Genomic DNA, 16,630 nt, shown 5'->3' with positions numbered 1-16,630 from the left:
CGTGCGTAAACCCCGTTATTTGTGTCATCAGAGTGATCCTGAACACGTTATAAACAACGTCAAAAGACGGGCCACTGGCTGGAGGACTGACGTGCTGGGTTTTGGACGTGCGACACAGGGGTTGATCGGCGTGGATATTACCTCTGCCACCGTCAAGCTGCTCGAGCTGGAGCGTCAAAGTGATCATTGGCGGGTGGCCTCCTGGGCCGTGCGCCCGCTGGTGGATCGCGCCGTGGTCGAGCGCCGCATTCGTGACATGGATCAGGTGGTCATGGCGCTGTCGCGTGCCATGGATCATGCCGGCCCCCGGACGCGCCGTGCCGTGGTGGCTCTCCCTACCGGCGCCGTCATTACCAAGGTGCTGAGCATGCCGGTGTCATTTGATGATGATGACATCAGCCAGCGTATTGCCATGGAGTCGGACAAGCATATTCCGTTTCCGTTCAATGAGGTGACGCTCGACTTTCAGCGTCTGGGCCTCAACCCCCGCTATAACGATCAGCAGGATATCCTGCTGGTGGCCTGCCGACGTCAGGACATGCAGCTGCTGACCGATGTACTGGAGCAGGTGGGGCTCGAGCCTGCGGTGGTGGATGTCGAAATGTTCGCCATGGAGCGCGCCACGCGCTATCTGCTGTCCGGCATTGCCCATCATCCCGACCGGGGCAGTGCACTGGTGGATATCGGCGCCAGCATGACCGCCTTTAACATTGTCCATCGGGGACGCATTGTGCATACCCGCGATAATGTCATGGGCGGTCGCCAGCTGACCGACCAGATTCGTCAGCACTATCGCCTCACCTTTGAGGAGGCCGGGCGTGCCAAGAAGGCCGGCGATCTGCCGGACTATCGTTCTGCCGTTTTGCATCCCTTTCGCGAGTCACTGGTGCAGCAGATCATGCGCTCGCTGAAGCTTTACTACACCACAGCCGGTGCCTGTGAAATCGAGCACCTGATCCTTGCCGGCGGTTCCAGCGTTATCGAAGGTCTGGCCGAGCGTCTGGCCGAGGAGAGTCGGCTCGAGGTGATCCCTGCCAACCCGTTTGCCAGCATGCGCATTGGCAGCGGGATCGATCACGTCCGACTGTCCATGGATGCCCCTGCCATGATGACCGCCTGCGGGCTGGCCATGAGGTCACTGTCATGAGCACGGTCATTGAAAGGCCCGGCGATGTCCGGATCGATATCAACCTGCTGCCCTGGCGTGAGCAAGCGCGTGAGCGTCGTACCCGCCGGTTTCATCTCTGGCTTGTACTCAGCGTGATACTCGGGCTGTGCATCGGATTTTTATGTCAGTCCTGGCAGCAGTACCAGCTTGATCGCATTAATGATGACATCGCTTATATTCAGCAGCGCACCGAGCACCTCGAGCAGGACATTACCCAGGGACATTTGCTGGAGGACAAGCGTCATCAGATGCAGGGGCGCATCGAGCTGATTCGTCAGCTGCAGTTCTCCCGCTCCCAGACCGTGGCGCTTTTTCAGGCGTTGACCGATACCCTGAGCGATGGCGTGGTTTATGACCGGGTCAATCGCCATGATGGTCAGCTCGAGATCAGTGGCCTGGCCACGACCAATCGTCAGGTGTCCGACCAGATGCGGGCGCTCTCGGGTGCGCCGGTCCTGGGAGAGCCCCTGCTGCTTGATGTGCGTGCCGAGGATGAACGCTCGAACCGTCGGCGCTTTAACCTGCAGGTGCCGGAACACCCCCTGCATGAGGTGCCAGCGAGTTCGGAGGCGTTGCCATGAGACGTATCGACTGGCGTCTTGAATGGCAGCGGCTGCGTCAGGTACGCCTGACCGAGCTGAGTCTGGAAGAGGGCGGCAGCTGGCCCTGGCTTTTGCGCGTGCTGTTCTGCGTGCTGGTGACCCTGTTTGTGGCGTTCGGGGCGCAGTGGTATCTGGCAGCCCCGGTCGCGCAAGCGGTGGATGAGGCGCGTGCGCAGGTCGAGACGCTGAAATCGCAGTACGCCACGCGTGCCTTTCAGGCGGCCAATCTGCCGCTGCTGGAACAGCGTATGCAGGAGCTGGATGTTCGCATGGGGACGCTCTTGAGCATGCTGCCCACGGACAGTGAAGTGCCGGCGCTGCTGGATGACATCAGCGACGCTGCCCGTCGCCAGCAGCTCGACATCGATTTCATTCGACTGGCCTCGCCCGAATCGCATCCTTTTTATATTACCCAGCCACTGGAAATTCAGGTACGCGGCGATTACCACCGTCTGGCCGCCTTTATTTCTCACGTGGCGGAGTTGCCGCGCATCGTGACGTTGCACGATTTTACCCTGGTGCCCACGACCGGCGAGGCCAATGATGCGCTGGTGCTGTCGCTGCAGGCCGAAACCTATCGCTATGAACCCGGTCAGGCCGAAGGTGCCTCGTCAAAGGCGGTGGCGCCATGAACGCCGCGCCTCTTGTAGTGATGACGCTTTGCCTCGCGCTCTGGGGCTGTGAGCGCAATGACACGGCGCAGCTGGATGCCGAGCTCGAGACGCTGCGCAATCGCCCGGTCGGTCATCTGGATGCGCTGCCCGAACAGCCGGCCTATCAACCCCTGCATTATGATGCCGGCGGGCGTCGCAGCCCCTTCGCCAGCGCACCGGGCATGGTGGTTGCAGCACCTGCAGCGTCGCCATCCCCAGGCAGCGTCAGTCCGGACCCCGAGCGCGCGCGCGAACCGCTGGAACGCTATGCGCTGGAGTCCCTGAGACTGGTCGGCACCCTGAGTGTGGGCGCGCGCACGATTGCGCTGATCCGCACGCCGGAAGGCCGGGTCGTACGCCTGGGATACCGGGAACATATTGGTGAAAACAGTGGACGGGTCACTCGCATAGGCAGTGACCATATCGAGATTACAGAGCTGGCGCCGGATGGACGCGGCGGTTTCAGTGAAGTCAGCCGCACGTTGACGCTGGGAGCAAACTCATGACACCAACGGGTCATCATGGTTATCGCGGTCGGCCGTTGTCCGGCCCATGTGCCACGATCGTTTCGAGCCATCGGTACAGACGATGGCGTAACGCTGCGGCCTTCGTGGCAGGCCTTGTACTGTTTGTGGGGGCGGTGCTTGCTAATGCGGCTTCTCTGACCGATATCACCTCTCGACAGACAGGCTCGGGAGAGCTCGTTCAGCTGGTCTTTGATGGTCCGGTCAATGTGCCTCAGTCCACGATGCTGAGCGCCCCACAGCGGCTGATGCTGGATTTCGACGGTGCCGGCAGTCGGCTGTCGTCCTCGCGCGTGCCGCTGGCCAGTGCCAATGTCGATGCCGCCGAGGCGCGCGTTTCCGGCGATCGACTGCGCGTCACTCTGGCCATGGCGCGCCCGGTAGGGTGGCAGCTCTCCGCCGCCGGCAATGTGCTGGAGGTCAGACTCGGCGATCGCAACTCAGGCAGCAACGACGCCCGGAACGGCGATCTGTTGCAGCGCATTGCCGCGGTTCGGGCCGGTGGTGCGACGGCTCGGGGCTATGATGATGCTGCCACGGCGGGCAGCGACGCCCGGGCCCGTATCGACAACATTGACTATCGCGCTGCCGGTCAGGGCAGCGGTGAACTGATCGTGACGCTGGATCGACAGGGCATCTCGCCCCAGCTGGACGTACAGGGCGATCAGGCTCGCGTACGCCTGTCGGGCGTGCGGCTGACGCCGCAGTGGCAGCGCATCATGGATGTCAGCGATTTTGCAACCCCCGTGTCCCGCGTGACGCCTTCGCAGTCGGGTGAGGATGTGGTACTGACGCTGGCCATGGCGCCTGGGGCGGTGGCGATGGCCACCCAGCGAGGAAGCGAGGCCGTGATCCGGGTGTCGCCGGCCGGCTCTGCCGCTGCCGGTCGCCTGCAGTCGCAGTTTCCCTTTGATGGCAAGCGCATCTCGCTGAATTTCGAGGACATCGATGTGCGTACGGTGCTGTCGATTCTGGCCGATGAGGTCGGGCTCAATCTGGTGGTCAGTGACAGCGTCAGTGGCAACGTGACGATCAACCTGCGCCAGGTACCGTGGGATCAGGCGCTTGATCTGATTCTCCAGACCCGTGGCCTTGCCAGTCGGCGCAGCGGCAACGTTTTGCTGGTGGCGCCCGCCGAGGAGCTTTCCGGTATGGCGCAGCGTGTCGCTCAGGCCGATCAGGGAATGTCGGCCAACGAGGCGCTGACCACCGACTATCTGCAGATGCGCTATGCCAAGGCGGTCAACATGGCGGCACTTTTGCGTGGAGAGCAGGGGCTCGGACTGTTGTCCGAGCGTGGACACGTGTCAGTGGATGAACGCACCAACACGCTGCTGGTGCAGGACACCCGCGAGCGTATCGAGGAGATTCGTCGCACCATCGATCATCTGGATGTACCGGTGCGCCAGGTACAGATCGAGGCGCGCATCGTGATCGCCCGCGACCGGGTGGTCAATCAGCTGGGCGTGCGATGGGGGCTGTCACGACCGGGCACGCCGTCAAGCGGCATCAATCTGAACGGTGCCTCCAATGGGTTGGCGGCCAACGGTGGGCTGAGTGTGGATCTGGGTAACGCCGTAGCGCCTACCACCGGCTTCAGCTTTGGCTATCTCTCGGGAGATGTGCTGCTGGACCTGGAACTCAATGCGCTGGAGTCCGAGGGCAAGAGCCAGACAATTTCCCAGCCCAAGGTGATCACGGCCAATCAGCACCCGGCCCTGATCAAGCAGGGGCAGGAAATTCCCTATCAGCAGGGCGGCGACAACACCCTGACCGGCACCACCGTGCAGTTCAAGGAGGCGGTGCTGTCGCTGGAAGTCACACCTCAGATCACGCCCGACAATCGCATCATCATGGATCTGATCGTCAACAATGACGACGTCTCCAGCAATCAGTACAACGGTGTGCCGGCCATCGATACCAATCAAATTCAGACCCAGGTGCTGGTCAATGATGGTGAAACGGTCGTACTTGGCGGTATCCTCTCTACCGAGCAGGTCAACAATCTGTACAAGACTCCTTTCCTTGGTGACCTGCCGGGCCTTGGTCGACTGTTTCGCTATACCGAGCAGTCCAATGAAAAGGTAGAATTGCTGGTGTTCATTACGCCAAGGATCCTTGAGGACACCCTGACGGTGCGCTAATGCAGGCTTTACCCAATCTGTTTCTGATCGGCCCCATGGGGACCGGTAAAAGTACCATCGGTCGCACGCTGGCGGCCGAGCTGCACCGCGACTTTTTTGATAGCGACCACGTTATCGAAAAGCGCTGTGGCTGCAATATTCCCTGGATATTTGATGTCGAGGGTGAGGCCGGGTTTCGTCTTCGCGAAGCTCAGGTCATTGATGAAATTACCCGCTATCAGGGCATCGTGCTGGCCACCGGTGGCGGGGCGGTCATGCACCCGACCAATCGGCGCCTGCTGCGCGAGCGGGGCGTGGTCATATACCTGTCCACCACCATCGAGCAGCAGCTCAAACGCACGGCGCGTGACCGCAATCGTCCGCTGTTGCAGTGCGAGAATCCCGAGCAGCGCCTGCGCGAACTGCTGGAGCTGCGTGACCCGCTTTACCGCGATACCGCCACCCTGATTGTCAGTACCGACCGGCGCAGCCCACGCTCGGTGGTGGCCGAGATTCGCCGGCGCACCCGACGCTATGCGAGCAGCGCCGCGCGTGGCTGTTGCACTGACCTGTCAGGCTACTCGCTCTAGTCAATGCCCGTCAGCGGCGGTGCGAGACACCGCCATCATCTCTTTACGGATCAATGGATGTCGCAGATGCAGACCCTCACGGTGGAATTGCCGGATCGTCACTATCCCATTCATGTCGGCCCGGGTCTTCTGGACGATGCCTCGCTTTTGACGCCACATCTTGCCGGGCGCCAGGTCATGATCGTGACCAACGAGGTTGTGGCGCCGCTGTATCTTGAGCGCTTGAAGGCGACCCTCGCGGGTCATGACGTGCATGAAGTGGTGCTGCCCGATGGTGAAGCGACCAAGAATCTCGAGCACGTCGAACGGATCTGGGACGCCCTGCTGGCGGCCGGTTTCAACCGGCGCGCTACCCTGATCGCACTGGGCGGCGGCGTGACCGGCGACATGACGGGGTTTGCCGCTGCCTGCTATCAGCGTGGCATCGCCTTTATCCAGATTCCGACCACGCTGCTGGCGCAGGTGGACTCCTCGGTCGGCGGCAAGACCGGTGTGAATCATCCCCGTGGCAAAAACATGATTGGCGCCTTTCATCAGCCGCGCGCGGTCATTGTGGACACCGATACGCTCAAGACCCTGCCGGCACGTGAGCTGACCGCCGGGCTTGCCGAGGTCATCAAGTACGGCCTGATCCGCGATGAGGCCTTCATGACCTGGCTTGAAACCAATATGACCGGTCTACGCTCGCTGGACGCTGCACTCCTGACCGAGGCGATCCTCAAAAGCTGCTCCGTCAAGGCCGAGATCGTGGTGGAGGACGAGACCGAGCAGGGTGTACGAGCCTATCTCAATCTGGGCCACACCTTCGGTCACGCAATAGAAACGGCAATGGGCTACGGAAACTGGCTGCATGGCGAGGCGGTGGGTACCGGCATGATGATGGCCACAGCCCTGTCGCATCGACTGGGCTGGCTTGATGAGGCCGCCGTCAAGCGCGTGGCAATGCTGCTCGAGGCGGCCGGCCTGCCGCGCCATGCGCCGGCCAGCGTCAGCGCCGAGCGTTTTCTGGAGTTGATGCATCTGGACAAGAAGGTGACGGATGCACGCCTGCGGCTGGTGCTGTTAAAGGCCTTTGGCGACGCCTGTATTACCGATGAGGTCGACGAAGGGCAGGTTCATGACCTGCTGGCAGACTGGGAAAGACAATAGGTGGATGCGTTTTTCCTGATGTAAAGAGTCGGCCCTGATTCATGGCCGGTGCGATGGTGCACCGGCCATTTTTTTGACTCAACTTTAGTAGTATCGCTACATCGATGAAGTCTTTCATTTCTGAAAGGCTCGCTCTCCAAACCCCGCTTCAAATAATAATGATTCCTGTTAAGTCGATAATGCCTGATACCAAGGTCTTATTGTTATGTTGGGGGTCGACTGAAAAATCCTTTTCTTTCAATTGTGTAAGCTTTGCCTTGTCCCCGTGTTGCCCCCTACGCTCGCCCGATGCTTGCCTGCCGGCCTTTGCCGGTAGTCCCTTCATGACAACAAGCGCAGGAGAGTAGAGGTGCTGACCTTCATAGGCCTTGCCATCATTATCACCATCGTGATCCTTTTGCTGTTTGAGAAGGTCATCCCGATCATCGCACTCAGCGCCATTCCCTTTATCGGTGCGTTGCTGGCCGGTTTTGGTATCAGCGAGATTTCGGAGTTCTTTCAGCAGGGTGTGAACAAGGTGGCAGGCGTTGCCTTCATGTTCATGTTTGCCATTCTCTTTTTCTCGATCATGAAAGAGCGAGGCCTCTTTGATCCCCTGATTTCGGCCATGGTAACGCTGACGCGCGGCAATGTGGTGGCCGTGGCGGTCATGACGGCACTGGTGGCGGCCTGTGTGCATCTGGATGGAGCTGGTGCCGCGACCTTTTTGATCGTTCTGCCGGCGCTGATTCCGCTTTATCGCCGACTGGGCATGAACCCTTATCTGATGCTGACCCTGATGGCGACCAGTATGGGGATTCTGAATATGGTGCCCTGGGGCGGCCCGATCGGTCGTGCCGCGGCCGTAACCGATATCTCTCCTGATGAACTCTGGCATGGACTGATCCCGGTGCAGCTGATTGGGGTGATGCTGGCGGTCATTGGTGCTGCGCTGCTCGGGTTGCGTGAAAAGCGCCAGATTCAGGCGGTCGGTGGGGTAGAAGCTGCCATCGCGCGTCATTATCTGCCAGGCAGCAGTACCGACATTGCCTCCGGGGGCACGGCTACCACTGAAAAGGCGTCTGATCATAACGAGCAGGCTTCGTCCTCGGGAACTCATGAGGGCATGCCGCGCTTTTACTGGTTCAATGCAGCATTGACGCTGGTCACGGTCATCTCGCTGGCGCTGGGTCTGATGGCACCGGCCTACATCTTCATGATCGCGCTGTCCGTGGCGCTGTTGCTCAATTATCCAAGTCTTTCGGCGCAGTCGCGCGTGATCACGCAGCATGCGCCACAGGCGTTCAACATGGGCGCGATCATTGCGGCTGCCGGCGCCTTTCTGGGCATTCTCAATGGCACCGGCATGCTGGAATCGATCGCGCTGGATGTGACGCAGATTCTGCCAGGGCAGGCCGTGAGCGTGCTGCATATTCTGGTCGGCACCATGGGGGTACCGCTGGAGCTTCTGACCAGTACCGATGCCTATTACTTTGCACTGTTACCGGTCATTCAGCAGATTACGGCCAGCGCCGCGATAGATTCGATTGCAGTCGCTCATGCCATGTCGATCGGCAGTATCGTTGGGACCTTCATCAGCCCGTTTTCACCGGCGCTTTGGCTGGCGCTGGGCCTGGCCGGGCTGGAGATGGGTCGCTACATCCGCTACGCCTTTCTCTATCTCTGGGGGTTCAGCCTCATCATGATGTTTGTAGGTTATCTCTTCGGCCTGTATTGAGGCGCCTGACAGGGATTGATGTTCCCGCCGAGATGCCACTGGCCCGGAAGTTTTCTTCCGGGCCAGTGGCGCTCAAGAGACGATGGATTCTGAATCGGAGTGAAATCAAAAAAGGCATGGCTTATGCACAAACGGCATGGGTGGGCGCGCACTTTTATAGGGCGTCGAACGGATTGAAGCGCTATTGGGGTGCAGGCCTAAGGTCTTGAGAAAACAGCCTTTTTTATTGTGGGAAGCGTGTAACCCTTCGAAATTGAGCCGTTTTTTTGAAAACTGGAAGGTGCCAGGGGGGTTTGCCTGCAAGGCCGTCTATCGTATGCTCGAAGCAGCTCTTTTCCCACCTCGGGCGCTCAAGAGGCGCTGTCTGAAATAAAAATAACCGGGCAGAGTATCCTTCTTTTAGACCCATTACAACCGTGTCAATTTCTTGATGCTTCGCTTTTTAGCGTTTACGGAGAGGCATGTTCATGACAAGAGGTCTTCATCGGCCCGACGAGTTCCGAGACAACTGCGGTTTCGGCCTGATCGCACATATGGAAGGGCAGTCCAGTCATCATCTTCTGGCCACGGCCATTGAGTCCCTGACCTGCATGACGCACCGCGGCGGCATCAATGCCGACGGCAAGACCGGGGACGGTTGTGGCTTGCTGCTGGGGATGCCAACAGGATTCATGCGCGATATCGCTCGTGAGTCGCTTGATGCCGAACTGGGTGACAATTTCGCCGTAGGCGTGGTGTTCTTCCCCGACGACGACGAGCGTGAAATGAAGGCGCGGGGCGTTGTCGAGGAAGAACTCGCCGCCCGTGGCCTTGCGTTTCACGGCTGGCGCGATGTGCCCGTGGATTCAAGCGTGTGTGGCCCGCTGGCGCAGTCCTGCATGCCGCGCATTCGCCAGATGTTTGTGTCACCGGCACAGGATCGCCACGATGATCTCGACTTCAACGTCGATCTCTACATGGCGCGCCGCTATGCCGAGCAAAAGCTCAAGAGCGAGGAAGAGTTTTACGTCTGCTCGCTCTCCTCAAAGGTGGTCTCCTACAAGGGTCTGATGATGCCGGCGGATCTGCCGACCTTCTATCAAGACCTGGGCGATGAGCGCATGGAGACCGCGATCTGTGTCTTCCACCAGCGCTTTTCGACCAACACCGCGCCGCGCTGGCCGCTGGCCCAGCCGTTTCGCTTTCTGGCCCACAATGGCGAAATCAACACCATCGAGGCCAACCGTAGCTGGGCCAACTCGCGCAAGGAAAACTTCACGACCGAACGTCTGAAGGACATTGAAGGGCTCGAGGAGGTCGTCAATACGACCGGCTCCGATTCATCGAGCATGGACAACATGCTCGAGCTTTTGCTGACCGGTGGCATGGAGCTCTACCGCGCCGTACGCCTGATGGTGCCGCCGGCGTGGCAGAACGTCGAAACCATGGACAGCGAGCTGCGCGCCTTTTACGAATACAACTCCATGCACATGGAGGCCTGGGATGGCCCGGCCGGGATCGTGCTGACCGACGGTCGTCATGCGGTGTGCATGCTGGATCGTAACGGCCTGCGCCCGGCCCGCTGGGTGATCACCGACAACGGCTATATCACGCTCGCCTCGGAAATCGGCGTATGGAACTATCCCAGTGGCTCGGTCGTGGCCAAGGGCCGCGTCGGGCCGGGTCAGATTCTGTCGGTGGATACCCATACCGGCGAAGTGCTGCATACCCGCGATGTCGATGACAAGCTCAAGCGTGCTTATCCCTACAAGCGCTGGTTGAAGGAAAACGCCCATTATCTGGAATCGGCCCTGACCGAACTGGCCCAGTTCCAGGCCGTGGACGAAGGGCAGCTGCTGGCGATGGAAAAGATGTTCCTTGTGACCAACGAGGAGCGCGACCAGGTGCTGCGGCCGCTGGCCGAAACCGGTCAGGAAGCGGTTGGCTCGATGGGTGACGATACGCCCATGGCCGTACTGTCGCGTCAGCCGAGGCTTCTGAGCGACTTTTTCCGTCAGAAGTTTGCCCAGGTCACCAATCCGCCGATCGATCCGCTGCGTGAAGCGATCGTCATGTCGCTGGAGACCTGTCTGGGCGCCGAGCGCAGCGTTTTCGAGGCCACGCCGGATCACGCTCATCGTCTGATCCTGACCACGCCTGTTCTATCACCGCGCAAGTTCACGGCACTGACCGAGCACGATGATCCGGTCTTTGCCAGCTGTCGTCTGCCGATGATGTATGACAGCGACTCGATGAGCCTGAAAGAGGCCATCGTTCATCTGCGTCAGAGGGCCGAAGAGTGCGCCCGCGCCGGCTGTGTGGTGCTGGTGCTCTCCGACAACGATCTCAAAAAGGGCCTGCTGCCAATCCATCCGGCGCTGGCCGTGGGCGCCGTGCACCAGCATCTGGGGCGTCTGGCCCTGCGCCCGCGCGTCAATCTGGTGGTCGAGACCGGCTATGCCCGCGACGCCCACCAGATGGCGGTGCTTTTCGGTGTCGGCGCCACTGCGGTCTACCCGTGGCTGGCCTATCAGACCATGGCGGACATGTACCGCACCGGTGAGCTGACCGGCAATCCGGCAGACGGGCGTGAAAACTATCGCCGCGGTCTGCAGAAGGGGTTGTTCAAGATTCTCTCCAAGATGGGGATCTCACACATCGCCTCCTATCGCGGCTCGCAGCAGTTCGAGGCGGTGGGGCTGTCGTCCGAGATCATGGATCTATGCTTTCACGGCATGGCCTCGCGTATCGAAGGGACCGGCTTTGCCGAGCTGCAGCTGCAGCAGGAACTGCTGGCTCGTGATGCCTGGCTGCCGCGCAAGCCGATCCGCCAGGGCGGTATCTATCGCTACGTGCACGGTCACGAGTACCACGCCTATAACCCGGATGTGGTCAAAAAGCTGCAGGAAGCCGTGCAGGAAGGCAGTTACGAGAAATGGAAGGTGTTTGCGGCGCTGGTCAATGAGCGTCCGGTAGCGACCATCCGTGACATGCTCAAGCTCAAGCCCGGTGCCGAGCCGATCTCGATCGATGAGGTCGAGCCGGTCGAAAACCTGCTGCCGCGTTTTGACAGTGCCGGCATGTCGCTGGGCGCACTCTCGCCTGAAGCGCATGAATCGCTGGCTCAGGCGATGAACGAGGCGGGCGGTCGTTCCAACTCCGGTGAAGGCGGTGAGGACCCGGCGCGTTACGGCACGATTCGCTCCTCCAAGATCAAGCAGATCGCTTCCGGGCGCTTTGGCGTGACGCCGGCCTATCTGGTCAACGCCGAAGTCATGCAGATCAAGGTTGCCCAGGGCGCCAAGCCCGGCGAGGGCGGTCAGCTGCCGGGTGGCAAGGTCAACGCGCTGATTGCCAGGCTGCGCTACGCCGTGCCCGGTGTGACGCTGATCTCGCCGCCGCCGCACCACGACATCTATTCGATCGAGGATCTGGCTCAGCTGATCTTTGATCTGAAGCAGGTCAACCCGGCCGGGCAGGTGTCGGTCAAACTGGTCTCCGAACCGGGCATCGGCACCATCGCCACGGGCGTGGCCAAGGCCTACGCCGATCTGATCACGGTATCGGGCTACGACGGCGGTACGGCGGCAAGTCCGCTGACCTCGATCAAGCATGCCGGCTCGCCTTGGGAGCTGGGGCTACCCGAGGTACATCAGGCGCTGCGTATCAACGGCATGCGCGGGCGGATTCGACTGCAGACCGACGGCGGTCTCAAGACCGGTCTGGATGTGATCAAGGCGGCGATTCTGGGCGCCGAAAGCTTCGGCTTTGGCACCGCGCCGATGGTGGCGCTGGGGTGCAAGTACCTGCGTATCTGCCACCTCAACAACTGTGCCACCGGTGTCGCCACCCAGCATCAGGGCCTGCGCGATGAGCATTTCCGCGGCACGGTGGATATGGTCAAGAACTACTTCCGCTTCATTGCCGAGGAAGTGCGCGAACTGATGGCCATGCTGGGCGTTCGTCAGCTGACCGATCTGATCGGGCGGGTGGATCTGCTCGAGAAGATCGAGGGCGAGACCCGCTCCCAGCGCGCGCTCGAATTCGAATCGCTGTTGCATAACGACTTCGTGCCCGAGGATGCGCCGCAGTTCTGTCAGGTCGAGCGCAACGTGCCCCACGATGGTGGCGAGAAGAATCTCGAGATCATGGATCTGACGCGCGAGGCGCTCGAGGATCAGAGTGGCGGTGAGTTCCACCTCACCACCACCAACTGCGATCGCTCGATCGGTGCGACGCTGTCGGGTGCCATTGCCAAGCGCTACGGCGAGGCAGGCCTTGAAGAGACGCCGATCACGCTGCGTCTCAAGGGCGTGGCTGGTCAGAGCTTTGGCGTGTGGAACGCCCGCGGGCTCAACATGTATCTCGAAGGCGACGCCAACGACTATGTCGGCAAGGGCATGAATGGCGGCAAGCTGATCATCACACCGCCGAAGGACAGTCGTTTCGAGAGTCGTCATACAGCGATCATCGGCAACACCTGTCTGTATGGCGCGACCGGCGGCACGCTGTATGCCGCGGGCACGGCCGGCGAGCGCTTTGCGGTACGTAACTCGGGCGCCTTTGCGGTTATCGAGGGTGCCGGCGATCACTGCTGCGAATACATGACGGGCGGTGTCGTCACGGTGCTGGGCAGGACCGGGCTCAATTTCGGGGCAGGCATGACCGGGGGCTTTGCCTTTGTACTCGATCTGGATCGCGAGTTCGTGGACAGCTACAACCACGAGCTGGTCGAGATTCAGCGCGTCAACACCGAGTACATGGAAGCCTATCGGCGCTATCTGCGTGAAACCCTCGAGGCGTATGTTGCTGAAACCGGGTCCGCCTGGGGTCAGGAGATCCTTGAGGATTTCACCGAATTTGTCCGCTATTTCTGGCTGGTGAAGCCCAAGGCTGCAAGCCTTGGAAGCCTTCTGGCCGAATCCCGCCGCCGGCCCGAGTGAGGAGTGAATTCAAATGGCAGAACAGCTCTCCAACGATTTTCAGTTTATCGATGTGGGTCGCCAGGACCCGAAGAAAAAGGAAGCGCACCTGCGCGTGCAGGAGTTCGGCGAGATCTATGAAGAGTATCGCCCGCGCGACGCCGCAAGCCAGGCGCACCGCTGCCTGCACTGCGGCAATCCGTACTGCGAGTGGAAGTGCCCGGTACACAACTACATCCCCAACTGGCTGAAACTGGTCACCGAGGGGAACATTCTGGAAGCCGCCGAGCTTTCCCACCGCACCAACTCGCTGCCGGAAGTGTGCGGGCGCGTCTGCCCGCAGGACCGTCTGTGTGAAGGCGACTGCACGCTCAACGACGGCTTTGGGGCGGTGACGATCGGCTCGATCGAGAAATACATCACCGACACCGCCTTTGCGATGGGCTGGCGCCCGGACATGTCAGGCGTTGAGTGGACCGACAAGCGCGTGGCGGTGATTGGCGCAGGCCCGGCAGGGCTGGGCTGCGCTGACGTGCTGGTGCGCAACGGGGTCAAGCCTGTGGTGTTTGATCGCTATCCGGAAATCGGCGGGCTTTTGACCTTCGGTATTCCCGAATTCAAGCTTGAAAAGCACGTCATGCAGCGCCGTCGCAAGGTGTTCGAAGAGATGGGCGTCGAATTCCGCCTGGGCGTGAACATCGGCACCGATGTTGCGATCACCGAGCTGCTGTCGGAGTTTGATGCCGTGTTCATGGGCATGGGCACCTACAAGTACATGGAAGGGGGCTTCCCCGGCGAGCAGCTCGAAGGTGTCTACAAGGCGCTGGATTATCTGATCGGTAACGTGAACCACAACCTGGGTTTTGCCAGCGCCGACTTTGAGTTTGTCTCGCTCAAGGGCAAGCGAGTGGTGGTCCTCGGTGGCGGCGATACGGCGATGGACTGCAATCGTACCGCCCTGCGCCAGGGCGCTGACGAGGTGACCTGCGTCTATCGTCGCGATGAGGCCAACATGCCCGGTTCTCGTCGCGAGGTGAAAAATGCCCGCGAAGAGGGCGTCGAGTTTCTCTTCAATCGCCAGCCGATCGCGGTGGTGGGTGAAGATGGCCGCGTCGAGGGCATCAAGGTGGTGCGCACCCGCATGGGCGACCCGGACGAGAACGGACGCCAGCGTGCCGAGGTGGTGCCGGATTCCGAGGAGATCATCGAGTGCGAAGCGGTCGTGGTCGCCTTTGGTTTTCAGCCCCATGAGGTAGATTGGTACAGCGATCATCGCGTCGAGATCGATGACCGCGGCCGCGTGCTGGCGCCCGAGCAGGGCGATATGGAAATGAAGCGCTTTGCCTATCAGACCGGCAATGAGAAGATTTTTGCCGGCGGCGATATGGTGCGCGGCTCGGATCTGGTCGTCACCGCTGTCTTTGAAGGCCGCCAGGCTGCAGAAGGCATTCTGGACTATCTGCAGGTCTGATCAGGGCCCGGCAGCCTGGGGGCGTCGGCGCGTGCCGGCGCCCCCTTTTATTTTGAATTCGGCCGGGGTTGCCCCCATGTCGGTGGTATATGCGCCGTTGAATCTATACAGTGGCGCCCCTCGCAATACATCGCAATGAATCAAACAAGGGTAAAGAACATGATCAGGCTGGAACGCAATATTCTGGATCAGGCCAACAATCATATGCGTGAACTGGAAGATCATGTCATGGGCAACAACGACGGTGATCAGAACAAGGCGCTGGAGACCAGCAGCCAGCTCAAGGCGCTGCTGGCGCTGGCCGAGATCCGCGATAGTGGCATGTCCGATGAGTGTGCCGGCATGCTCGAGGAGATCGAGCGCCGCTCGAAGCTGGTGATTTCAAAGCTCGAAGACAGCCGCCTCAGCATTTAAGACATTCGGCAGGTCTTTTGAAAACGGGCGCCCCGTTAGCGGGGCGCCCGTTTTTTATGAACGATTGGCCGTCATCATCGATCAATCGATCTCGATACGCCCGATCAGCGTCTCTTCACTCTGCTCCGAGGTATCGGCCAGTACCTGGCGGGCCTCATCGAGCTTGTCCGGGTCCATGTTGAGCTGCAATACCCCCTGAACCCTGCCGTTATCGAGGTAATACACCACGCCCTGCTCCTGAGGTGTGGCCCAGTCCTCGATGGTTTCGAGTGAGCTGTCGAGTGTGCCGACGGCCTTGTAGGCCATGTCGAACACGGTGGAGTAGAAATAGGGCGTGTGGTCGTAGGTCTCATCGCTGCCGGCCATGATATGACCCACAGTGATCCCGGACTGGTTGGCGTGATCGACGTGTTCGATGCGTCGGCGACCCAGAATGCGGTCCGGATAGCAGGCCACGTCGCCGGCAGCGAAGATATGCTCATCCGTGGTCTGTAACCGCTCGTTGACGACCACTCCGCCATCCACATCAAGGCCGGCGTTTTCTGCAATTTTGACATTGGGCGTCACGCCCAGCCCGAAGACCACCGCGTCGGCTTCCAGCGTGCTGTCATCATCCAGTGTCAGGGTGACGTGATCGCCGTTGACCCGGCCACCTTCGACGCTGCGACTGCCCAGCAGCTTGACGCCTTGATCCAGATAGGTCTGGTGATAGCGACTGGCCAGCGACGGCGGAAACATCTTGCCGCCCAGCACTTCCTCGGGATAGACCAGCGTGACCTGGGTATCGTTTTGCACCAGCGCTGCGGCAATTTCGGTGCCGATATAGCTGCCGCCGACCACCACGATATGGCGCTGGCCGCCCGAGAGCTCGCGCAGGCGATCGTAGTCGCGCACGGTTCGAAAATAGAGCACGCGATCACCGGCAGGTAGATCATCAAGCGTCACGGGCGCACCGCCGGTGGCCAGCAACAGCCTGCCGTAGCCGTGCACTTCCCCCGAGGCTGTGGTGACGGTTTTCTCATCACGATCAATGCGTTCTACACGCATGTCGGTATAGAGCGTGGTGTTCTCATCCTTTTCCGGTGTCATCCAGATCTTGTCATAAGTGAACTCCGGATCGGTCCAGAGCTTCTTGGAAAGCGCGGGGCGTGTGACCGGGCCGTCGGGTTCGGCACCCAGAATGGCGATGCTGCCCGTTTTATCGTGCTCGCGAATACCGTTAACGGCGTTGGCGGCCACCATGCCGCCTCCGATGATCAGATAATCATGGCGTTGCATATCGACTCCCTGTCATGCGTTGAGAGGGCGCCGGCGTCCC

At 60.5% G+C, this 16,630-nt stretch carries 12 protein-coding genes; 11 read left to right on the top strand and 1 reads right to left on the bottom strand.

Features of this window, described 5'->3' with window-relative positions; genetic code table 11:
* Window positions 1–91 precede the first annotated feature (91 nt).
* From pilM to B9G99_RS02445, 11 genes are all read left to right on the top strand, one after another.
* The gene (gene pilM, locus B9G99_RS02495; protein ID WP_086620604.1) at window positions 92–1,147 is read left to right on the top strand and encodes a type IV pilus assembly protein PilM; all 1,056 of its coding nucleotides are present in this window, start codon (window positions 92–94) and stop codon (window positions 1,145–1,147) included.
* Window positions 1,144–1,749 (top strand): PilN domain-containing protein, encoded by a 606-nt coding sequence (locus B9G99_RS02490; protein WP_086620603.1) that lies wholly within the window; start codon window positions 1,144–1,146, stop codon window positions 1,747–1,749. The genes pilM and B9G99_RS02490 overlap by 4 nt, the downstream gene beginning before the upstream one ends.
* A complete protein-coding gene (locus B9G99_RS02485) occupies window positions 1,746–2,402 on the top strand; it encodes a type IV pilus inner membrane component PilO (RefSeq protein WP_227875896.1) in 657 nt (218 codons plus the stop codon). Before B9G99_RS02490 ends, B9G99_RS02485 begins: the two co-directional genes overlap by 4 nt.
* Window positions 2,399–2,929, top strand: coding sequence for a pilus assembly protein PilP (locus B9G99_RS02480; protein WP_086620602.1), 531 nt, complete (start codon window positions 2,399–2,401; stop codon window positions 2,927–2,929). The genes B9G99_RS02485 and B9G99_RS02480 overlap by 4 nt, the downstream gene beginning before the upstream one ends.
* A 104-nt stretch (window positions 2,930–3,033) precedes the next feature.
* Complete coding sequence (gene pilQ / locus B9G99_RS02475; protein ID WP_227875895.1) at window positions 3,034–5,091, top strand: type IV pilus secretin PilQ; 2,058 nt, start codon at window positions 3,034–3,036, stop codon at window positions 5,089–5,091.
* Window positions 5,091–5,660, top strand: a complete 570-nt coding sequence (aroK, locus tag B9G99_RS02470) for a shikimate kinase AroK (protein ID WP_086620600.1) — start codon at window positions 5,091–5,093, stop codon at window positions 5,658–5,660. Before pilQ ends, aroK begins: the two co-directional genes overlap by 1 nt.
* Window positions 5,661–5,726: 66 nt before the next feature.
* Window positions 5,727–6,809: a 3-dehydroquinate synthase gene (aroB, locus tag B9G99_RS02465; protein ID WP_086623238.1), complete on the top strand. Its 1,083-nt coding sequence runs from the start codon at window positions 5,727–5,729 to the stop codon at window positions 6,807–6,809.
* A 349-nt stretch (window positions 6,810–7,158) separates the two neighbouring features.
* Window positions 7,159–8,526 carry a CitMHS family transporter gene (locus B9G99_RS02460; protein ID WP_086620599.1) on the top strand — a complete coding sequence of 456 codons (1,368 nt, stop codon included), beginning with the start codon at window positions 7,159–7,161 and terminating at the stop codon, window positions 8,524–8,526.
* Window positions 8,527–8,993: 467 nt separating this feature from the next.
* A complete protein-coding gene (gene gltB, locus B9G99_RS02455) occupies window positions 8,994–13,448 on the top strand; it encodes a glutamate synthase large subunit (protein WP_086623237.1) in 4,455 nt (1,484 codons plus the stop codon).
* A gap of 13 nt (window positions 13,449–13,461) precedes the next feature.
* On the top strand, window positions 13,462–14,898 hold the full coding sequence (locus tag B9G99_RS02450) for an FAD-dependent oxidoreductase (RefSeq protein WP_086620598.1): 1,437 nt from the start codon (window positions 13,462–13,464) through the stop codon (window positions 14,896–14,898).
* Between the two features lie 159 nt (window positions 14,899–15,057).
* Window positions 15,058–15,312 carry a hypothetical protein gene (locus B9G99_RS02445; RefSeq protein ID WP_086620597.1) on the top strand — a complete coding sequence of 85 codons (255 nt, stop codon included), beginning with the start codon at window positions 15,058–15,060 and terminating at the stop codon, window positions 15,310–15,312.
* Window positions 15,313–15,393: 81 nt separating this feature from the next.
* On the opposite strand, the gene B9G99_RS02440 is transcribed toward B9G99_RS02445, so the two are convergent.
* Window positions 15,394–16,590 (bottom strand): NAD(P)/FAD-dependent oxidoreductase, encoded by a 1,197-nt coding sequence (locus B9G99_RS02440; RefSeq protein WP_086620596.1) that lies wholly within the window; start codon window positions 16,588–16,590, stop codon window positions 15,394–15,396.
* Window positions 16,591–16,630: the final 40 nt, after the last annotated feature.

Origin of the sequence: Kushneria konosiri, from assembly GCF_002155145.1 — a bacterium.
Taxonomy (GTDB): Bacteria; Pseudomonadota; Gammaproteobacteria; order Pseudomonadales; family Halomonadaceae; genus Kushneria; species Kushneria konosiri.
Note: the sequence above shows the minus strand (reverse complement) of the source record. Positions and strands in the feature narration are given on the sequence as shown.